Annotated in this window: 22 protein-coding genes; 7 read left to right on the top strand and 15 right to left on the bottom strand. The window is 33.0% G+C overall.

Annotated features, from left to right (window positions below; genetic code table 11):
* Positions 1–22 precede the first annotated feature (22 nt).
* Genes IV494_RS11180 through IV494_RS11170 form a run of 3 tightly spaced genes read right to left on the bottom strand, consistent with a single transcriptional unit; the run spans position 23 to position 3,870 of the window.
* Positions 23–1,429, bottom strand: a complete 1,407-nt coding sequence (locus IV494_RS11180; RefSeq protein ID WP_196080227.1) for a hypothetical protein — start codon at positions 1,427–1,429, stop codon at positions 23–25.
* A gap of 5 nt (positions 1,430–1,434) precedes the next feature.
* Entirely contained in the window at positions 1,435–2,724 is a 1,290-nt protein-coding gene (locus IV494_RS11175; protein WP_196080226.1) for a M48 family metallopeptidase, read from the bottom strand.
* A complete protein-coding gene (locus tag IV494_RS11170; RefSeq protein ID WP_196080225.1) occupies positions 2,725–3,870 on the bottom strand; it encodes a glycosyltransferase in 1,146 nt (381 codons plus the stop codon).
* A 79-nt stretch (positions 3,871–3,949) separates the two neighbouring features.
* Here IV494_RS11170 and IV494_RS11165 point away from each other — a divergent pair, with 79 nt between their 5' ends.
* Positions 3,950–4,252 (top strand): DUF4298 domain-containing protein, encoded by a 303-nt coding sequence (locus IV494_RS11165; protein ID WP_196080224.1) that lies wholly within the window; start codon positions 3,950–3,952, stop codon positions 4,250–4,252.
* Between the two features lie 47 nt (positions 4,253–4,299).
* Here IV494_RS11165 and IV494_RS11160 read toward each other — a convergent pair whose 3' ends face one another.
* The 3 genes from IV494_RS11160 to IV494_RS11150 are packed head-to-tail and all read right to left on the bottom strand — an operon-like array spanning position 4,300 to position 6,863.
* The gene (locus IV494_RS11160; RefSeq protein WP_196080223.1) at positions 4,300–4,860 is read right to left on the bottom strand and encodes an acyltransferase; all 561 of its coding nucleotides are present in this window, start codon (positions 4,858–4,860) and stop codon (positions 4,300–4,302) included.
* A complete protein-coding gene (locus IV494_RS11155; protein WP_196080222.1) occupies positions 4,857–6,023 on the bottom strand; it encodes a glycosyltransferase in 1,167 nt (388 codons plus the stop codon). The genes IV494_RS11160 and IV494_RS11155 overlap by 4 nt, the downstream gene beginning before the upstream one ends.
* Positions 6,024–6,026: 3 nt before the next feature.
* A complete protein-coding gene (locus tag IV494_RS11150) occupies positions 6,027–6,863 on the bottom strand; it encodes a glycosyltransferase family 2 protein (protein WP_196080221.1) in 837 nt (278 codons plus the stop codon).
* A 104-nt stretch (positions 6,864–6,967) separates the two neighbouring features.
* Between IV494_RS11150 and IV494_RS14900 the strand changes: the two genes are divergently transcribed.
* The 6 genes from IV494_RS14900 to IV494_RS11120 are packed head-to-tail and all read left to right on the top strand — an operon-like array spanning position 6,968 to position 12,364.
* Entirely contained in the window at positions 6,968–7,738 is a 771-nt protein-coding gene (locus IV494_RS14900; protein WP_196080220.1) for a class I SAM-dependent methyltransferase, read from the top strand.
* A 12-nt stretch (positions 7,739–7,750) separates the two neighbouring features.
* Complete coding sequence (locus tag IV494_RS11140) at positions 7,751–8,713, top strand: glycosyltransferase family 2 protein (protein WP_196080219.1); 963 nt, start codon at positions 7,751–7,753, stop codon at positions 8,711–8,713.
* Positions 8,700–10,040, top strand: a complete 1,341-nt coding sequence (locus tag IV494_RS11135) for a DUF6056 family protein (RefSeq protein ID WP_196080218.1) — start codon at positions 8,700–8,702, stop codon at positions 10,038–10,040. Before IV494_RS11140 ends, IV494_RS11135 begins: the two co-directional genes overlap by 14 nt.
* A complete protein-coding gene (locus tag IV494_RS11130) occupies positions 10,040–10,867 on the top strand; it encodes a carbohydrate deacetylase (protein WP_196080217.1) in 828 nt (275 codons plus the stop codon). The genes IV494_RS11135 and IV494_RS11130 overlap by 1 nt, the downstream gene beginning before the upstream one ends.
* Positions 10,851–11,789, top strand: coding sequence for a GNAT family N-acetyltransferase (locus tag IV494_RS11125; RefSeq protein ID WP_196080216.1), 939 nt, complete (start codon positions 10,851–10,853; stop codon positions 11,787–11,789). Before IV494_RS11130 ends, IV494_RS11125 begins: the two co-directional genes overlap by 17 nt.
* Complete coding sequence (locus tag IV494_RS11120) at positions 11,786–12,364, top strand: GNAT family N-acetyltransferase (RefSeq protein ID WP_196080215.1); 579 nt, start codon at positions 11,786–11,788, stop codon at positions 12,362–12,364. The genes IV494_RS11125 and IV494_RS11120 overlap by 4 nt, the downstream gene beginning before the upstream one ends.
* Here the strand turns inward: IV494_RS11120 and IV494_RS11115 are convergent.
* From IV494_RS11115 to IV494_RS11075, 9 genes are read right to left on the bottom strand one after another with little or no spacing between them, the layout of a single operon-like run.
* Entirely contained in the window at positions 12,356–13,297 is a 942-nt protein-coding gene (locus IV494_RS11115; protein ID WP_196080214.1) for a glycosyltransferase family 2 protein, read from the bottom strand. The genes IV494_RS11120 and IV494_RS11115 overlap by 9 nt on opposite strands.
* A gap of 18 nt (positions 13,298–13,315) precedes the next feature.
* Complete coding sequence (locus IV494_RS11110) at positions 13,316–14,206, bottom strand: GT-D fold domain-containing glycosyltransferase (RefSeq protein WP_196080213.1); 891 nt, start codon at positions 14,204–14,206, stop codon at positions 13,316–13,318.
* Positions 14,207–15,262 carry a hypothetical protein gene (locus tag IV494_RS11105; protein WP_196080212.1) on the bottom strand — a complete coding sequence of 352 codons (1,056 nt, stop codon included), beginning with the start codon at positions 15,260–15,262 and terminating at the stop codon, positions 14,207–14,209.
* 20 nt (positions 15,263–15,282) lie between these two features.
* On the bottom strand, positions 15,283–16,227 hold the full coding sequence (locus tag IV494_RS11100; RefSeq protein WP_196080211.1) for a glycosyltransferase family 2 protein: 945 nt from the start codon (positions 16,225–16,227) through the stop codon (positions 15,283–15,285).
* 4 nt (positions 16,228–16,231) lie between these two features.
* The gene (asnB, locus tag IV494_RS11095; RefSeq protein WP_196080210.1) at positions 16,232–18,028 is read right to left on the bottom strand and encodes an asparagine synthase (glutamine-hydrolyzing); all 1,797 of its coding nucleotides are present in this window, start codon (positions 18,026–18,028) and stop codon (positions 16,232–16,234) included.
* 5 nt (positions 18,029–18,033) lie between these two features.
* Positions 18,034–18,948 (bottom strand): glycosyltransferase family 2 protein, encoded by a 915-nt coding sequence (locus tag IV494_RS11090; RefSeq protein WP_230380118.1) that lies wholly within the window; start codon positions 18,946–18,948, stop codon positions 18,034–18,036.
* A complete protein-coding gene (locus tag IV494_RS11085; protein WP_196080209.1) occupies positions 18,948–19,952 on the bottom strand; it encodes a glycosyltransferase in 1,005 nt (334 codons plus the stop codon). The genes IV494_RS11090 and IV494_RS11085 overlap by 1 nt, the downstream gene beginning before the upstream one ends.
* Positions 19,949–20,851, bottom strand: coding sequence for an alpha-1,2-fucosyltransferase (locus tag IV494_RS11080; RefSeq protein ID WP_196080208.1), 903 nt, complete (start codon positions 20,849–20,851; stop codon positions 19,949–19,951). Before IV494_RS11080 ends, IV494_RS11085 begins: the two co-directional genes overlap by 4 nt.
* 39 nt (positions 20,852–20,890) lie before the next feature.
* Positions 20,891–21,508 carry an acyltransferase gene (locus IV494_RS11075; protein ID WP_196080207.1) on the bottom strand — a complete coding sequence of 206 codons (618 nt, stop codon included), beginning with the start codon at positions 21,506–21,508 and terminating at the stop codon, positions 20,891–20,893.
* Position 21,509 lies beyond the last annotated feature (1 nt).

Below are 21,509 nucleotides of genomic sequence, written 5' to 3'. Positions count from 1 at the left end.
AAAAGAAAATTGAATTTAAATTTTAATTATTAATTTTTTCAATTCTTTTTTCAACATTTTCGTCCTTTTGTAACTCGTAAATCAAAAAATATCCTGGTTTAGATGGAAGAAGGTACGAATAATTCTGACTTGTAAAATTGATGTCATCACGAGAAAACTCGTTGTTTTTGTAAGATATAATTCCGTAATTATATTTTCCATTTGTAAATAATCCATCTTTTTGATCAGTATTTTTAAAAAAGAAAGCCAACCCATTGTTTTTAACCAAGTCATTACTGAATTCGTAATCAAAATAATTTAAGGCTTTAAGATCTGTTCCTTCCGCCAAAGGATTGCCATAATTAAAACCTGTGTTCGATTTTGAAAAAGTTTTATTGAAGTTTTTTACCGCTTTTAATTCAAAATTTTCATCAAAATCTAAAAAAATCATATCATTAATTTTTGAAGGTCTGCGCTGAAAAGTTTCCCCAACAAGAATAATATGATTCGAGGTTTTATCTATTTTAAACTCATGACTGTAGATGGAACCGAGATTTTCGACGATTCCATTTTCATTAATTTTGATAAATGGTTTCATGTCATTCCACGTCATGGTTTTGTTAGAAATTTCGTTGCCTTGAGAATCATATTTCCGAAGAAAAAAGCCATCGTACTGAAGATTATTATTAATGAAAGTGTAAGTGTCGCCAAATACAAATACTTCCTTATCTTTTACAATGATTGATTTTGGAAGCTCTCTCTTATTCCCATTTGATAGTTTTATTGTTTTTAAAAGTTCGCCAGAATTGTAGAAAAGCAGTTGATAAGAACCATCTAATCGAACAGTATTGTCAAAAAAACAATGGATCATGATATTATCAGAAGTGGCAGATCTTAAATATTGATAGTATGTTCTCTTATTTTTTTCATTGAGAAAATAAATTGCATTTTCAGAAATCTTTTGGTTTTCGTTGTTGATAGAATACATGGTGGTTTCCTGTTTGGACCCATTTGTGAAAAAAAAGGTAAATCCTTTTTCATTGATAGGAAATGATTTTTGTACAATATTATTTCGGTTTTCTTTTGCAAAATCCATTTGCAAACAATCTGAGATTTTGTTTTCTTTAATATCATAAATAAAATACCTGAAATCTTTTAATAGAGTCCTGTAATCATCATAATCAAAGCATTCTATCAATAGTTTTTTTCCATTAAAGCATAAATCAAATGATAAAACTTTAAAATCTGTTTTTAGTAAAACTTCATTTATTTTATTCAGATTCACATCTTGAATTTCCATTTTATAAATATAATTTTTGCTCGACTTAGAAACAGGTTTAAACGTGGCATAAGCAAAAACTTCCTTATTTTCTTTAAATATCGGGATTGCAATTTGTGCATTTTGGAGATTAAAAATGCAGATAATTAGGACGATCAAGAATTTTTTCATAAAAATTATTCGTGTTCATAATATTCCTTAAGTTTTAATAAATCTGAAAGGGAAAGGTTTTCTAAAATACTTAAAAACATGGAGTAGTTTTTTGTTTGGTGCGAAATATCAACATCTTCCACGTACTTTTTATAAGAATGGTTTTTTCTTGATTCGTACAATTTCTCATAGAAAATTGATTTTAAATTTTTTTCAAAATCAGAAGCAAGATTAATTTTTTCTAATTGTAAAGAATAGTAAAGTCCTTTGCCATATTCTTGTGATAAATAATAAGACATTAAATTTTGGCTGATCATTTTCAATTTTAAGGCAGAAAATTCCACGTTTTCCGTTTGTAAATCATTTTGACCGGTGCGAAACTGTTTTTTAAGAATATGTATTCTTTCAGTAATTTCTGGATGTGTTGCAACAGAATCTCTATCCAAACCAAAAACATCAGATCTGCCATTTTTATAATAATAGGATTTGTATGATGCAAGATCAATCCAATCATCATTAAATTTTAGATCTTTGGTTTGAAATTCTTTTTTAAAATCATCTAAATCAACCTGAGCGATTTCAATTGGAGATATAGAATCGAATTTTGTTAGAATTTTCTCTGCACTAAAATCATTATTAGAAACATTTTTAAAAAGAGCAAAACCTAGAGAATCAGCTTCTTTTTCCTGTCTTCTGCTGCGATTTTTATTAAAATAAGTATAGTCTTTCATGGCAGAAATACTTTGCTCAAATTTATTTTTTTTCGTAATGTTCTTTGATTTTTCTTTGTAGGTAGATAAAGATTTTTCCTCTAAAACAATTGTTTTTTCAAAATGATCTAATAAATAGTGCGACAATTCATGGGAAAGTACAAAATAGAGTTCATCTAAATTATCCATTTTGCAGATTAGCGAAATATTAATAAAAAAAATACCGTCACCAATACTAAAAGCATTTGGATTGGTTTCTCTGTTGATATAAATTTTCAGGTTTTGATTAGGTATTTTATTTGCCAATAATAATTTTTGAAAGACATCATTTAAATATTTTTCAGATTCCTCATCAAAATAAATGTATTGGTTTTTGGCAAATTCTAGAACAATTTTTTTTCTTATTTTTATTAAAGATGAAATTGTTTTTTGATCTCCAATTTTACGACTTTCTAATTGAGATATCAATTGCGGTGTTCTCGATTCAAAATCTGCCGCAAATAGACTTAATTTTCTGGCGTCATTAATGGTATCGTTTAGTTTTAAAACTTGTGAATAGAAAAATTGACTGATGAAAAATACGATTAAAAGAATTTTTATTTTCATTTAGAGATGATCTATAATTTCCATGATTCTACTAACCGAATGGTCCAGATTAAAAGGTATTTCATAATGTTCTAAATTTTCGGAATATTGATCAAAACTTTCAGGTTCTTCAAGGGCTTTTTTCATTCCATCATAAATTCCGTCTTCTGAATTTTCTACGATCAATCCAAGTTTTCCATTGTCCAACATTTCCCGAACACCCGAAACATCAGTTGAAATAATTTTCTTTTTTAAAGTAATGGCTTCAAATAAAACCGTGGGAAAACCTTCGTATCGCGAACTTAAGATATAAAAGTATGCGTTTTTAATTGAAGGATAAGGATTGTCAGTAAATCCAAAAAGCGTCGAAGTTTCCGTAACTCCCAATTCTTTTTGTAATTTTTTGATGTTTTCAAAATCGTAACCGTCGCCGAGAATTTGGATTTTGTGCTTAAAACCTTCCTCTAAAAGTCGTTTATGAACTCTCAGCAGGCGGTCAAATCCTTTTTGTGGGAAAATAGTTCCGACCGAAATAAAAACAGGAACTTCATCTTCCGACTTGCCGCTTCCACATTCCGACTTATTCAAAATTTCTTCTGTATCTAAAGGATTATAAATTCGAACAATCTTATTTTTTTCCTCTTCAGTTTTTGCTAAAGTTTCAAAATCATGTTGAATTTTTTCTGAGATCACCATAATTTTATCAAAGCCAAAAAACTTGCGGAATTCGTCGTCAGTATAATTGTACAGTTCCGTTTTCTTTAAATCATTGTGAATCCAGATGATTTTTTTTGATGATTTCTGAGGTGAATTTAGAATTTCGTCCCGAAAACCATGAATCGCCGCAAACTCAATATCGTATTTTTTATCTTTTAAAATAAATTGATAAAGAAGCGAAGAAAACGTCTTCAAAACCTTTTGATAAATCACCCGAAATGCTTTTGTAGGAATGTCCTGCAGGCGATTAGTCGTAATCATTTCGCCTTTATTCAAATACAAAACATTGATCCAACTGGGAACTTCTGCCAAATATTTCCCCGAATATAAGTTCAATAAAAGATCGATTTCATATTTGTCTTCCGGCAGGTTTTTCAGAAAAGTCACCAAAACTTTTTCTGCGCCGCCATGGCGTAAAGAACCGATTCTGATCAGGATTTTCTTTTTCAAACGATTGTGTTTCTACAAAGATAATAAAGCCCGTCTGTTAAGAAAAGTAATCTGTATATTTAATTTTAAAATTACATAAATGGAAAAACGCCTTGAAAATATTACCAAAATGGAAAATATTCTGAACCGCACCGACGAACTTATTTCAGAAATGAAAAAGTTACTCGAAAAGTGGGATCAGAATCAGGAAGATTTTAACGAATTGATGAATTATTATACCGGTGAAGAAAGGGGAAAGGACCTAGAAGACGACCGGTTGAAAGTCATTCCGCAAAATTTACCGCGCGGCGCTTTGAGTGAGGATGCCGTTTTCGACGCTTATGGGAACAGAAAAGATCTTTTAATTAAAATGATCAAATTGGGGGTCGCAGGTCTGGAGTGATCTTAAAGAATTTATTTACCAATTTTTAGATTTGCTTTTTGTACAACTTATTTTACGGGTTTGTAATTGTGAGGAAGATTTTGTTTTATGTACGCATCCAGATTTGGTCGAATATCTTCTAATTCACGTGGATACATTACATTGTTTTTCAAAGCTTTATCTCCATATTCTTCAATCGTACAAATGAATCTCGCGGGAGTTCCGGCGAAAACAGAATTGGGTGGAGTGGAAGAATTGAGAACTGAACCCGCGCCTAAAATACAATTATCGCCCATTTCAACTCCCGGAAGAATAGTACAGTTATTTCCGATGAAGCAATTTTTACCAATTTTTATCCGTCCGAAATTTCTAACATCATGATATTTTTCCATCGAGCGGATCACGTACATTGCGCCGTCGTGATTGATGAACGTGCAGTTTGCTGTAATTTTGGTGCGATCGCCAATTTCTATTAAGTAAGGTTCTGACCCAAACTTTGGTGCTTCGATAAAAACAACGTCTTTGCCCACTTTTAAGCCGCGGGATTTGCAAATTTCGATATATGCTTTATCGCGTAAGCCGACGCAGATCGTGTGGATTTTTAATATGATTCTGTAGAGGAAATTCATCGGTTCGTTTTTGCTAAATTAAGGATGATTTCTTCAATCTCATTGAATATTTTTTGATTATCAAATTCTTTTTCAATGTCTTTTAGATTTTCTTTTAATTCTGAAATTAAAGATTTATTGGTAAGAAATTCCTTCATTGCCGCACATATTTCCGCCGTTTTATAATCGATCAAATAACCGGTTTTTCTATCCTTGATCATCATTTCAACATCGCCAACTTTGGTTGCAATAATTGGTTTCTGTAAAATAAGAGCTTCCGCAATTACCAAAGGCCAAGCTTCAGATTCGGATGGCATGATGAAAAAATCTGCACTTTTTAGATATGGATACGGATTCATTTTATTTCCGGCGAAAATAAAAGTCTTTTCTACTCCTAATTTTTTTTGCTGAGCCAAAAGATTGGTTAATTCTTCTCCATCACCAATGATCATTACGGAATGTTGAAATCCCTTTTTTAAAAGTTGCGCATGTGCATCCATCAATTTGTGATAGCCTTTTCTGGTGTGCAGTCTTCCGACAGAAACAAATAGAGGATTTTGCGGTAGATCAGATATTTTTTCCTTAGCTTTCTTTTTAATCTCTTCAATTGGAATGGCGTTGATGATCACACTTTCTTTTGGATATTGAAGGGTCGGATAAACTTCGTGCATGATTTTCTGAATTTTCTCAGAACAGTAGATCATGTGATCGAACTGCGGGAAATGCTCTAAAATCGAAGGAACTAAAGGTTGCAATTTTGGCAAATTGATCTCTGAATGAAACCACCCAATTTTTTTTGAATTTTTATTTGTAGAATTTAAAACCGATTCGAAATCATTATAAGTCATCGCAATCTCAATATCATATTCTTCTTTTAAATACTTTTTATCAATGATGTCAGGATTTTTGCGAAGTTTTTCTAATTGAGTTTTCCGTTTTAAAAGTTGAAGTTTTTGGAGCAAAATATTTTTAGATAAATCCTCTTTACCATCAGTTAAATAAACTTTTCTCACATGCGACGGAAATTCGTTTCTCAACTCTCCTTGGTTTAAATTGAGGATCACTGTCATTTCAAATTTTTCCTGATCCAAGTTATTGAGAACGCTTAACATCACTTTTTCTACACCACCCATTTCCATAGAACGGTGGCGAAAGAGGATTTTAACTTTATCGTTTTTGCGCATGGTTTAGGAAAAGCTTTGTAGAATAATTTTCAGTTTTTTCTTTAGGCGGTAGACAATAGAATTTTGATAAGCTAACAAATCAAATATTTCTTGTGATGAGGTATATTCTGCCGGAATTTTTTGACCATTGATCATTGTAAGTCCTCTTCGATGCATGGCGTTAAAAATTACTTTAGCCCAGTACTCGTAGGATTTTTTTTTGTTCTCGTTTTGCGATATCCCACCATCATGGCTTCTGTAAAGATAATTGGTATCATCAATAAAAATTGCTTTTCCCTTCTCATATAATTTTAAATATAAGTCCTGATCCTCAGAAATTTGAAGTTCAGGATTCATTTTTTCTGTTGTTTCGTAAATCCCTTTTTTAAAACAGACAAAGTGATTGATTTGGATGGGACAGTTAAAAAAATAAGGGTTTCCATTCTCGATCTGTTTTGCAGCTTTGAAGGGACCAATTGGTTTTAAGTCTTTATCACACGACATAAATCGAGAGTATGTCAATGAGGCCTTATTGTGTTTGAGGAAAGCAGCAATGCTATTCTGAAGCGCACTCGGAAGTAGGGCATCATCGGGATCAACATATCCTAAAATTTCCCCGTTTGCCAGTTCAATTAATTTGCGTTTTGTGAAGCCAACTCCCTGATTACTGCTGTTTTCATAATATTTGAATCGGACATCATCTTTAATTATTTTTTTTATTGCAACCTTTTCCTCTTCCCGAGAACCATCATCTAAAATTATAGTTTCCCAATTGGAGTAGGTTTGTGCAACCAAAGAATCAAAGCATTTTTTAAAATAGCGGGCATTATTATAATGTGCGATAAGGATCGAAAATTTCATCAAGGCTTTGAAGGTGTTTTTTATTGATCTGAGGATAAACAAATATACAGCGTTTTTTAAAAATCATTGTTATTTTGCTTATTTTAGCGAGATAATAAAACACAGTGAGCGAATTAAAAAGAGTAACTAAAACATTTATTGGATATCTAAAACGTCCTGATCTTTATCCGGAATTAGGTCGTAAAGTTGTTAAAAATATTTTCAACAGAAAAAGTGCTTTTCGAGGTAAAGAGAAGACGCACGAATGGGCAGCGTCTAAAGCAGTTTCACAAGATATCGCGATCAAAAAGCTTTTTGGTCATTCGATGCAATCTTTTAGCAGCCTGTTTCCGGAAGAACTAAAGTCGGCGTCGAAAAAAGAAGCAGATTGTCCCATTAAAATGGGTGGTGCAGGTGCGCTGGAATTAATTTACCACGCATGCGAATTTACCCAGGCAAAAAATGCGGTAGAAACGGGTGTTGCTTATGGTTGGTCATCTTTAGCAGCATTATTTTCGTTAAAGAAAAGAAATGGTACGCTTTATAGTTCCGATATGCCCTATTTAGGTCAGGATGGTGATCAATATGTTGGATGTGTTGTTCCTGAAAATCTCCGAAAAAACTGGCGGCTCTTTCGTCATGCTGACAAAGAATCTTTACCTAAAATCTTCGGTGAAGCTGATCTTTTCGATGTGATTCATTACGATTCAGATAAAAGTTACGAAGGCAGAACCTGGGCTTATAATGAATTATATAAGCATTTAAGAGAATGCGGCGTTTTTATCAGCGACGATATTGGCGACAATTCTGCTTATCAGGATTTCTGTGAGAAAAACGGAATTGATTCTACTGTTGTTGAATTTGAAGGGAAGTTTGTAGGCCTATTTATTAAATAATATTTGGAATCGATGAGAAAAATCTACATTATCATTTCCGCCTATAATGAGCAAGAAAACATTCCACTTCTTACAGAGCAATTGCAGCAGAATTTTGAAAATATTTCCTTTAAGAACTATGAACTCGTTTTTGTAAATGATGGTTCTAAAGATCAGACTTTGTCTGTTCTTATGGAAATTCAAAAGAGCAATCCGCGAGTAATCATCATCAATCAAAGCAAAAATTTCGGACATGAAATAGCAATGACTGCCGGATTAAATTATGTAGTTCAACAAAATAAAGCTATTGATTCTGATTACGCAGTAGTTTTTATGGATGCTGATCTGCAACATCCGCCAGCAATTGTAGCTGAAATGGTTCAATTATGGGAGAAAGGAAATAAATTAATACTTACTCAGCGAACTGATAATGAAGATAAGGGATTAAGGTATAGTATTTTAGGAAATACGTATTACTGGATCTTAAATTTCCTTTCCGATGTTAAGATTCCGAGAAATATGCCTGATTTTAGATTGTTAGACAAGAAATATGTTTTGTGGATTAACAGTTTGAATGAGACCGACCGTATGTTCAGAGGAATGCTATCATTAGTTGGTTTACAAGATGCTCATATTATTCCTTTCGCTGCTCCGAAAAGAAACGCAGGTAAATCAAAATATAATTTTTTAGAATTATATAAATTAGCAATTGACAGTGTAATTCAGTTTTCTATAAAACCGCTAAGAGTTGCTACATTTATTGGGATTTTAGGTTGTCTATTTTCAATATTGTTTTTGTTCTATTCCATTTACATCAGTTGGGTTCATCATGAACCGAGAACCGGATTTTTGACACTTTTATCTGTCATGATTTTTTTCTGCTCTTTAATCATATTTTTTCTCGGAATAATCGGAGAATATATTGGGAGAATTCATATTGAAGTTAAAAACAGACCATTATATTTTAATGAAGTTTTAAAGAATGAAAAAGAGTAATTTACCCTACATCGTTTTTATTCTGATAAATATTGCTATTGCAATCAGTTGTTATTACTATCCAGTATCGAGAGACAGTTTTTATTATATCAATAAATTTAACGTTCCGTCGCCTTTTTTAGAATATTACAATTCTTATCATAAGATCAATCCACGTATCGGTCAGTTTTTCGCAAACCTTGTTTCCCGTGATAAGTTTTTGGTCGTAATATTTGGTGTGGTTTTATTCAATTCTTTTATTTCTGTTTTATTCTTGAATATTTACCGAAAATTCCCAGATTTAAGACAGATAGATGAGTTGCGAAAATTCTTGTGGCTCTCTGCATTCTTTATTCTTTTTATCAATTATTTTGGGGAGATGTTTTATTACACTCCTTACAGCACCAATTATACACTGACACATGTTTTCTATTTGTTTTATGTATTTGTAATCAGTGACTATTATCTTGATGGAAACAAAACATTAATAAAGAAAATTCCACTCTTTTTGATCTTCGTGTTGGGACTATTTATTGGAATGAGTAATGAACATGTACCCCCTGTTTTAGTAGCTGTTTCTTTTCTCTTCGCCTTGATTTATTTCATTAAATTGAGAAAGATTCCTGGTTTAAAATTAATTGTATTTCCTTTATCAATAGTGGTTGGATATGCGTTTTTGTTTTTCGCTCCAGCAAATAAGATTAAACAAAAAGTTGTGGGGAAATCTGTTATGGATATAGGATTAAACGATTATCTTTCAAATTGGATAAGGATCATCAAGACTTATTTTTATTACAATCGTGAATTGCTTCTGTTATTGATCGTTGTTTTAATTGCAGTTACGATATGGAATAAAAAGATTAGAAAAGCAACCTTTTCGCTAGAGAGAATTTTATTTTGGGGACTACTTTTTATAATGCCTTTATTAATTGTTGCTGTTTCACCATTAATCGGAACCAGATTGCTTTTCTTTTCCACCAGTATTCTGCTAATTATTTTATATAAATTAATTATATATCTATTTGATTTTAAGCAAAATAAACTCAGTAATATGCTCTTGTACGGTTTCTTCACCGTCTTTTTTGGAATGAGTATGATCATAACATTTCGGGCAAACCAGGAATATGAAATGTTGATTTCAGAAATAGAACATAAGAAAATTAATACGAAAGATATAGAGTTGGATCATCAGTTAAATTATTTTACTTTAGATATTGGATCGTATCTTAATCGGAAAATATTTTTAGAATCCGGCGAATCTTATATCGATCAAAATCCTTTACAAGACACTTCTATGGAAAGAAATCTAAAGAGTAAATTTAACCTTCGATCTATAAAACAAAAGTAATGGTAAAAAAACTCATCATCAATGCCGACGATTTAGGCTTTTCTTTAGGAGTAAATCAAGCCATTCTTAAAGCGAATAAGAAAGGTTTCCTTTCGCATGCAAGTTTGATGGCAAATACGCAGTTTTTTGATCATGCAGTCAAAGAAATTATACCACAATGTCCGGAACTTAGTGTCGGAGTTCATGTTAATCTAACATGTGCAAAAGCATTGTTTTCAGAGAATATACTTACCGAAAATGGGTTGCTTAATAATACTTTTGTGAAATTACTTTTTAAATGGAAAAGTAAAAAAGTTCTGGAATCTCTGGAAAAGGAAATTGAATTACAGATTTTAAAGATCAAAGAAATTGGAATTGAGATTTCTCATATCGATGGTCATGAACATGTTCACATCATTCCCTCCATCAACAAAATTGTAAGAAAGTTAGCGAAGAAATACGAAATCGAAAGAGTTAGAGAAATAAATGAAGGTCTTTTTGAAAGTTGGAAGTACAATGGCAGAACTGCTTCGGTGAGTAATGTTATTAAACTTTTACTGCTAAAGTTTCTTTCCTTCTTTAATGAGAATTCCGTTAAAACAGGATTTTATTCCATGTTGAATACGTGCGAAATTAATGGCGATAATCTGTTTAATTTCCTGAAAAACAGCAGGACTTATGATAGGGTCGAAGTTATGCTGCATCCTGCTTTAAATGAATTCGACAACAAAGAATATTACAAAACTTTAGATCCAAGATTTGTCACATTTTTTCAAGACGCTCACCGTAAGAGCGAGTATGATTTATGTTTCAACGAAAATTTTAAAGAATATGAAATTGCAGAATAAGTTTTCCGACTCCCGTTTTTGGCAGGATATGGCACTTAAAACTTATCCACTTGAAAGCAAAGAAATTACTTTTGGAAACAGCACTATAATTCTTTCTGGCACCAAAGAACTGTTCGTAAACTCCCCTTATATCACAGATGGTGGAAAGATGGATGAATCTATTTCATTATCTAAAAAAGATTTAAACGGAATTATAACGCCGATCTTATTAAAATACCGATCTCCTTTAAATATTTCTGAGGATATTAACCATGTTTTGATCGAAGACTACTTCACTTTTTTGCTCGACTTAAGTGCTGGGAAAGAAGAAGTCTGGAAAAAATCGGTGAAGTCCAAAACACGAAATCAGGTCAGAAAAGCCCAAAAAGCAAATTATACCGTAAAATTCGGAACACTCGATTTGTTAGATGATTTCTACAAGGTAATTTCTACGGCTTGGCGAGATTTGGGAACCCCAACTCACAGCAAAGAATTTTATAAAAATATTATTCTGGAATTAGGAAAAAGCGAAGATTATTCTGCAGAATTTATTGTGATGTATATCGGAAACAGACCCGTGAGTGCAGCATGCTTGATTCAGGATCCAACCGCAATATATCATCCTTACGCAGCAACGTTGAAGCAGTACAATCATCTTTCTTTAAACAACGCATTGTATTGGGAGATCATTTGTCACGCTATCGAAAAAGGAATTTCTTTTTTTGATTTAGGCAGAAGTAAAAAAGATCAGGGAACGGCACCCTATAAAAAGTCCTGGGGAGCAGAAGAGGTTCAATTGTATTATTATTACTTGAATAAAACTTCGCATCAAAACGAAGAGGAAAATAAGATCGTTCAGTTTTTAATTCAGGTTTGGAAAAAATTACCTTTAAAAATTGCTAATTTTATGGGACCAAAATTCATCTACAAAGTTCTGAAATGATAGAAAAAATCACCGAAAAAGATGTAAGACAAGTCGCAGAAATTCACAAGAAGTTTTTGCCAAGTATCATTTCTTTTTATTCTGTAGACTTTATTGAGAAATTTTATTCTTATCATGTTTCTTCTGATAAAGAAAAGAAAATTTTCTTAGGGTATTTTGACGAAACTAAGCTTCTGGGATTTGTTTTCGGAACTTATCAAGTAGATTTGTTATTTGATGATTTTCTTAAAAAGAATCGTTTCTATTTCATCAAGGAAACAATGAAGGCTTTGATAAAACATCCGATTTATTTCGTTCATCTTTTAGGTAAGGTTTTTCAAAGAACTGCAGAAACTCAATCTCAAAATCAGTTGGTTTATATTGCAGTTGATCAATCTTACGGTAAAAAAGGAGTGGGTAAAATGCTTTTGGTAGGTTTTGAAAAAGAAGCGAAAAAATCAGTTGATTATTACGAATTAGAAGTGGAGAAAAATAATCCTGCATTGGGGTTTTATCAAAAAAACAATTTTGTTACCGTTTCTGAACTGAACGGCATTTTAGAAAAAAAATACCTGCTCGGAAAACATTTAAAATAATTCCTTCCGGAAATTTATATTATATAATCCAGACCGGATACTTTTAAAATCTAAAAGTAAATACTTTCCAATCATTCCCCATTTTTTCAAGAAAGGATTATTTGCAATTTGAAAACTGCGATGCATTCTTTGGATATGGCGTTTGATATCCTCTGAAACAGATGGTTCATTTTCTGACCAATTTTTTATTTCCTCCCAAAGCATCACTCTGGAAAGAGAAGGTTTTATTTTTCCACTGTCAACCTGCGTAATTCTGTTGCTTTCATGAACTCCGCGAATCGCCACCGCTTGATCCAAAATTCCGGGATATAAATCTAAATAATAAGAAAGTCGGAAAAGAAATTCGGTGTCCTGATGAAGTCGTAAATGCGTTTTCATCATTGTGGAAAGTTTTTTATCTAAAGCTGATTTTCTAATGGTTAAAGCATCAATGCTAAATAATCCGAAACTTCCATTCATTCCCAATTGTCCACGAAAAACATCTTTCGGCGAATGTTTTTTATAAACTGTTGTCAGTCGATCGCCGAAGAGGGAGTAAAACTGGTCTTTTGCTTTTTCAGAATAATAATGAACGCCAAGTGCGCCATAAACTCCTTCTACTTCTGGCTTTTTAAAAAGTTCCTTTTCAGCCTCGAAACGGTTCGGTAAATAATAATCATCGGCATCTAAAAAGGCGATAAAATCACCGGTTGCTTTTTCCAAACCTAAATTTCTACTCGCTCCGGCGCCATGATTTCCTTTGTCTGGATGCTGAAATAATTGGACACGGTCATATTTTTCGGCTAGACTTTTACAAACTTCCAAAGCATGATCCGGCGATTGATCTTCAACCAAAATCACCTCGTAAACCTCGTCAAATTGCAAGGCGGATTCTACGGCTTGCGTAATGTATTTCTCGGCATTGTAAACTGGGGTGATAACGGAGATTTTCATTGATTGTATAATTTATTTTTAGCATTTAATTTCCGCCAAAATAGAGTCTTCGTAGTTTTTTCTGAATTCCTGAGGGATTTCAAGGCTAAGTTGCTTTTCAGTTTCATTAACCAGCCTTCCTTCAACAGGTGTTTTCTCTCTTTCTCCTTTCAGATACCACATATATTCCAGATCGATGTGACCAATGTCTAATGCCCAAAAATTTTCCTTTGCCAAGTCATAAGCCATTATAGTGGCAGTAGGACCTAAAGCTATAAGAATTAATTTGTCTCCGCCATGTTTTTTTGCCTCCTGTAAAATACTTTCGTAACTATAAAAAGCATTTTTCTCAGGGCATAAAATACGCTTTATCGATTTTGAATTTTCGAATAAATCATTTCCAACTCCAAGTCTGGAATATTTTCCTTCTACGATCAGAATATTTTGATTGTCCCAGATTTTTTTAAGGTTTTTAATGATCCTTGGGATTTTCTCTTTTTTTTCATAGTCCAGATAAAACCTTGTAATAAATGCGTTACCATATGTTTTATCAGAATTTAAAAATGGGACTACCTGAACTCCGATATTATTAATGAAATTGAGCCACCAGTATTTTACGCGCCAGTTAAGATTGTTTTTTACGGAAAATGTTTCGGGTAAAGCCACCATATGATTTTCTAATTTCGAATGTATAACTTCCCGAAGTCTTGCAGTCATTTCCGAACTGCCACTTTGAAAACCAATATTGGAGTTTTCGAGTAGAAGACGAAATTCGCCATCGCCAAACCTGCTGATGCTTTTACGGTTTACAATCGCATCTTCAATTGTTTCCTCTATACTTTTGATCTTGTAAAAAGGAAAGTTTTTACGCAGATTTCTGGTTGTAAAGTAGAAACGCCAAAAATGATATTTCTTTCTGAGATTCTGCATTTATTTTAAGAATTTAATACTCCGGTGTTCTGCATTCAAATAAATTGTAGCACCACTTTTTAAGTTACAATTAATGTTTTCAACAACACTTTCTGGAGAAAGAAAATCTTGATAGTATTGGAAAACATGATCGCTCATTATCTTACAATCACTTTCTGAAATATTAAAAAGTTTGTTTTTTAAAATATCTTTTAAATCATCAAGATTCTCAAAAATCACTGCGTTTTTTCCATTCTCAAGTTTGGGATACATTACTTGCGCATATTCCCGCTGAATTATGGGAACTGTTCCCACAGATATTGCTTCTATAACATTGTGACAAAGAGGCATCACGACGCCCGGACAGCAAAGAAAAAAACGAAATTTAGAAAGTGTTCTTTGAACATCGTCCATCGGTAAAGGATAAACATATTTTTCTGCGAAAATATATTTTCCAATCGGTTTCTCTGATAGTATTTGATTTAGATCTTCTTGATTTTTAATTAAATGAAATTCTGACTGCTGCTTGAAAAATTCGTAAAGTTTACGACGGTTAACAACTTTAAAGCCTGTTCTATCAATTTCTAAATAGGCTTTGTCATCAAAGTTTCCGTAGCAAAAAATGGAGTTAATCCGGTTATTCTGATTTCGTACGTTGTTATTCCACAAGTTTTTATGATACATTAAAGGATGAAAACTCATCGGGATATGGAAAGCGTTTTTTTCTAAATTATTTTCAGAAAAGTAATTTTTAAAGTACTCTGCGCTAAATTGTTCATCCGTTATTCTTACAAAGTTAGAATTTGGCTTAATGTCTTTTATACTGAGAAGATTTTCCTCTTTCAGGATAAACGCTAAATAAGGATCGCCATTTCGTAGATTTCGAAATTTCGCAAAAGTCATTGGATAAATGATCTGATAACCGGATATCTTGTAGAATTTAAGCAAAAGATAAAAAAAACGATGGTAAAGATTAGGGTTTTTAAAATCAACTAAAAGAACTTTTTCTCCCAAGACCGGTGTAGGTGAAAGTTTCAACATAATGAATTCTGCTGCGTCTTTTAAGAGCGTTGCCATTTGTGAAAACCTTTTTTTGATCATCCGTGTTTTTTTAAAGCGAGAAAACGATATCTTGTTTTAAATAATTTAGGATTTTGCAAAGCATGCCATACAAAATTAAAATATTTAATCGGAGTCGGAGTCAGTCCAATTTTATAAGTTAGATAAGAAAGTCGGAAATTAAGTAAAATCTCTTTTGGCATCGCTTTTTGTTCCTTTGCCCAATTATAACGGGATTCTGCAAGCAGCATCTGTTTGTTGTAGTAATCTTCCGAATAGTTGATGACACTGGTAATTCGGTTGTCATCATGTACACCGCGCATCGATATCGGTTGATCTATAATTCCCGTTTGAAGGTGGCAGTGATACATCAGTTTGGTGATAAAATCACTGTCCTGGTGCACCCTCAATTTTTCGTTGAATTGCAAACTTTCTCTTTCCAGTGCTGATTTCCGTATTGTAAGCGCAATAAGGGAAAAGAAGGCGCCGAGAAACTTACCATTTCCAAAAAAACCCTCGAATATTTTCTGGCCTTCAGCGACATAGTTGACTGTACTTAATGTGTTTGTGTTGAATTTTTCTTTAAATTTTTCCTTACCTTTTTCAGTCAAAAATTCAGTACCGATTGCGCCGAAAACACCTTCTGTTTTTTCATTTTTAAAAAGTTCTTTTTCCGCATCAAAACGGTTTGGCAAGTAGTAATCGTCTGCATCTAAAAAGGCGATAAATTCCTGGGATGCTTTTTTTAATCCTAAATTTCGGGTTGCTCCTGCGCCATGATTTCCTTTGTCTGGATGTTGGAAAAGTTGAACTCTTGAATACTCTAAAGTTAATTCCTGACAGACTTTTAAAGAATCATCCCTCGAGCAATCTTCAATCAAAAGAATTTCTTTTACTTCCTCAAATTGCAAGGCAGATTCTACAGCTTTCTTAAGAAAAGCCGACGCATTATAAACCGGAATGATGACAGAGATTTTCAGCATTTTATTACATAAAATTTTTGTGGTTTTCTGCCCAAAGTGCTAATTGAAGAAGATTCCAGTGTTTTTTATCCTGATTTAGAAACCGTTGTGCCACTTTAAAATCAATGAATTGAAATACTTTACTGTCTTTATTTTTTAATAAAACATCAGATAAATCCATCAGGTTTTTTTCTTCAAACCATTTCTCGACAGAAGAGCCAAAACCTTGTTTGCTTCTGTTCCGGATCGTTTCAGTCCAATAGTTTTGCATGGTTTCCCGCAGAATTATTTTGTCTTGAGTTGAATTTAATTTTAGATTTTCCGGAAGCTGAATGCAAAACTCTGCGAAATCTTTATCTAAAAATGGTGTTCTTATCTCCAGAGAATTTGCCATTGCCATGCGATCAGATTTAACCAGCATATTTCCGGGAACATATTTTTCGATATCAACACGCATTAAATCATTTAGCGAATTCGGATCAACATTAAAACTATATTCCTGCTGGTATTTTGAACGAACTCCCAATGCTGACATTTCCTTTGCTGAAAAATAATTACGAACTCTATTCTGATGAAAATCGAGAATGTTTTTATAAGCTATATTTTGTTTCGTCACGAAAGAGGTTTCTTTTACTTTCCCGAACTGCTTTAAACCAAATTTCAACAAAATATTATTGTAAGAAAAATGGTTTCGCATCTCCTGTTCGACCGTGTAAAAATGATAACCACCAAATAATTCATCGCCAACATCGCCACCTAAAACTACTTTGAGATGTCTTGCTGCAGCCTGACAAATTTTGAATTGCGGCGTATAACTCATATCTGAAAAGGGTTCATCAAAATAGGGTGAGATTTTCAATAAATCGGCGGCAATGTCTCCGCGGTTTTCGTGAATTTCGATATGATTGGTGTGATATTTCTTTGCAATTTCTTCCGCATATTTCAGTTCACTGTTTTCTCCGGAATATCCAAAACTGATGGTGGTTTGTTTTGGTTTAAATTCACTTACCATCGCTACAATCGTCGAAGAATCTAATCCTCCACTCAGAAAACTTCCGACTTCAACATCAGCAACCAATTGTTTTTGAACCGCATTTTTTAGCAAACTTGAAAATTCTTCTTTCGCTTCGGAAAGGTTTATTTGCAAATCATTTTTCGGAATGCTGTAATATCTTTTTACCTCGATATTTCCTTTAGAATAAATTAAATAATGCGCCGGTGGAAGTGTTTGAATATTTGAATAAATACTTTGATAAGTACTTACATAACCATATTGCAGGAAATGGTGAAGTGCTTCCTGATTAACTTGAGGAACAATTAATCCCGATGCAAGAATTCCTTTAATTTCAGACGCAAAAATAAACTCACCATTTTTTCCGATGGCGTAATAAAAAGGTTTTTCGCCGAATCGATCACGTGCACAAAATAACTTCTGTTCTTCTTCATCCCAAATAGCAAACGCAAACATGCCGGGAAGTTCATCTAATAATTCCTTTCCTTTTGCTTGATATATTGCAAGAATTACTTCAGTGTCAGAAGTTCCGCGATAAGAATAACTTGAATATTTTTTCTTTAAATCCTGATAACCGTAAATTTCCCCATTCAAAACAATACACTCGTTTCTGGTGTTTGAAAACATGGGTTGTTTTCCGGTTTCTGACAGATCAACAATTGATAATCTTCTATGACCTAAAGCAGCGTTTTCTAAGAACTCATGATGTGCAGCGTCGGGACCGCGATGTGCAATTGCATCGGTCATTTTCTGAATCTCTTCAGTATAATTTCTTGCGTTTGGGGTGATTATTCCGGCTATTCCACACATAAATTTTATAAATTTAAAAAAGTAGATCCTTCTTGACTCGCTTCCTGTTGAAGTTTTTTCAGGTTTATAGATTCTGATTTAATCTTTTTATAACTGCTGTTGAGTTCTTTTGCAAATTGCAAATTTCCCTTAAGGAAATGTTTGGCTCTGCTTAATTGTAATGATTTAAGTTCTTTTTGCAACCCATTTTTATAACCTGGATTTAGAATCTTGATTTCCAAAAAATTGTTTTTAAATTTTTGATAATCTACTTTTCCCAACTCCTGTTTTCCGTCGTGTACCACTTTGCTATTGGTGCAAAGTAAGATTTTCTTATGATGAAAATGAAGCCTGTTTACATATTCGTTATCTTCACCATAATGGAAAAAATAGGGATTAAAACCACCGACTTTCTCAATCGTATCTTTTGGGATAAACCAATGAGCGGCGTTAATAAAACTGATTTCGTAATAAGGTTTTGGAGAATTTAGATAGAAATCAGAAATCATTCTGGTTTCAAAATTCTGAGAAATGTATTTATCCAAGAAAATATCGAGTTTCTTTTCGCTTCCGTCTAAATGCATCGGACTTAGAATTCCGATTTCACTTTTTCGAGGATGAGTTTCATAAACATCTAATAATTTCTGAATAGAATTTTCATAAATCCAGGCGTCTTGATTCATGAGATAAAAGAAGTCTGCACCATTTTTATAGGCGATTTCTATACCGATATTGTTGGCTTTCCCGAAACCCAGATTTTCTTGATTTTGAATAAAATTTACTTCCGGGAAATTATTTTTAATATACTCCTGAGTGCCATCTTCAGAACAATTATCGATTACAATAACCTGCATGGGAAAAGATGATTTCCGCAAACTCGAAAAACATTTCTCTGCCCATTTCATGGCGTTGTAGGTGACGATAATTATGTAAACACTCATCAGTAGGTAATTGCTTTTTGGGATAGTTTTTTTAAAATGGGCAGTGCAGTTTCAGAGTTGTTAATTTTCAGTGCATAATAGGCAATAAATGCAGGATATAAAAATCTTTTTTGATAAGAATTCAAGATACTGTTCCTATAAATTAAGCGGATTTTGCCATAATTTTTAATCCAAAGTTTTTTATTTTTTATTACCGCATCGCTTTTCAAAAAATAGTATTGTTTTTCGAAAAGTCTTATCACTAATTTTTCCGGTGTCTTTTTTAATTTGGGATGATCTGCCGCATATTCTGTTATTTTTTTCATGATAAACAGATGCGAATTGTAATTTTTTTCATTCTTATTCGCCGTAATAGAACTGGAGTTGTCTTTGTAATATTTGTAAGTAAACTCTGGAATAACTACCACATTTTCTGCGTTAAGATAAACCTGTAGCGACCATAATTCGTCTTCGTGTAGAAGGCCTTCTTCGAACTTCAAACTATGATTTTTAATAAAGGATGTTTTATAAATCTTATTCCAGGCGACGGGAGAAATTTTGTCTTCTAAATACGCGGTAAGAACTTCCTCTTTTCTAAAAATTGTAACTTCAGGATTAACTTTATTTAAAGTTGATTTTTTCAGACTACCGTCAGCAAATTCATTGTAAATATTTCCGGCAACTACTTCTGTTTCAGGTCGAAGTACTTTTGCTAAATATTCCAATGAGTTTTTGTCTGCCAATCGATCATCGCTGTCAAGAAAAAGAATATGAGTTCCGGTTGCTTTCTCCATTCCGGCATTTCTTGCTGAAGAAAGTCCGCCGTTTGGTTTATGAAATAGTTTTATACGGGAATCTTTCTCTGTCCATTTCTGACCTATTTCTGAGGTGCGGTCTGTACTTCCATCATTAATTAGAATGCATTCCCAAGTGGTAAAAGTCTGTTCGATAACCGACGCTACACAACGATCAATAAATTCCTGTTGGTTATAACATGGTATAATAATAGAGATTATTGGAGTCATCTTAAATCAGTTGGCCAGCCTTTCATTATGTAATATTTCTTCTTTATAAAATTACGTATTTTTTGCTTTATAATTAACACGTCCCCTTTAATTTTAATCATTCTGTATTTATTAGGAATTGGTGTCTCCTTTTCAGAGTGCGTGATCCAACGTTCGCAGAAATAGTCGCTTTCATCATATTGATCAGAATAGATGCCATCAAAATTTTTCTCCGGGCAAATTATTTTTGAATTTTCTTTTTCTCCAAGCCAGGCAATCCACCAGGAAAAAGTAGAGTTGCTGATGACGAAATGATCAAAATTCTTTCCCAGACAAAGTTGGTCAACAGCCGAAAGATCCTCTAAAAAATAGGAGTTAGGCAAAAAACTGAAGTGTTTTTTACAATAGCCAATGTTATCACTGGTGAAAATAAAATTATAATTTTCGAAATCGGGAAAATGCTTTATAAGAGCAGTGAAATAAAATCGGTAAGAGGTTTGAAAATAATATTTATTATCGACGAAATCGCCTCTTCTTACAGAAATTAATACGGTTGGCTTTGTGAAGAGATGATGGTGTTTTGCCAGCAATTCATCTTCGTATTCTTTTTTGAAACTGAAGATTTCTTTAACATAGAGATCAAGAAAATATTTTTCTGTTTGAAACCATCCATCCAAAGAAAAATTACCTTCCGCAACATTCCATTCATAGAAATTGAACTGCCGTTCTTTAATCTTCTCCCAATTGAATTCTTTATCATGTGGAATCAGTGGGAGTGGGTTTTTAAAATAACTGTTCATTTTCCAGTCCGGAAAGCAGTAACCATGACCGTTGCGTTTTGCAATAGCAATGGTTGAAGCCACCTGAAAAAGTTGGTTTCCTAGGTTTCCTTTTTTACCTAAACGGAGGAATGTGAGCATGGTACAATATTAAGTATAGGCGACAAAGTTTTGTAATCATCATGATTGCTCATCAGACACGATTCGTTTAATTATTTTAGCAGGAACTCCTGCCGCTACACAATTAGCCGGTATATCTTTGGTCACCACTGCGTTACTTGCAATAATGGAGTTTTCGCCAATAGTAACATTCGGAAGGATCGCGACTCCTTCACCAATCCAAACATTATTTTTAATAATGACAGGACCTTTAGAAATAAGAGGTCTTTTATTTGGTGCGATTTTTAGGTCTTCTTTCGAAAAACTTCCGTGATTATGATCAGAAATATAAATTCTGCTCGCCAGCAAACAGTTATCACCGATTTCGATTCTATTAATACAGCCTATATGGACATCATTGTTGATGTTGACATTGTTTCCAATAATTATTTTTGGTGAAAAAACCTCATTTTGAAACTTTTCAATTGCTTCAATTCTTAAACGGTCTAAAACAGAAAAATTGTTGCCGATCTGCATGAATTGCGGATTGCCTATTCTATAGTCTTTTCCAATAAAAAAATTTTCACCAATCGACTTAAACTGGATGGCTTTTTTATCAGCGTAGATCTTTTTCTTTCTATAATTTTCGAGCAGAAAAAAAAGTCTTTCGATGATTCTATCTTTTAAGGTACTCAACATA

This window comes from Kaistella gelatinilytica (genome assembly GCF_015679325.1).
GTDB classification, from domain to species: domain Bacteria; phylum Bacteroidota; class Bacteroidia; order Flavobacteriales; family Weeksellaceae; genus Kaistella; species Kaistella gelatinilytica.
Note: the sequence above shows the minus strand (reverse complement) of the source record. Positions and strands in the feature narration are given on the sequence as shown.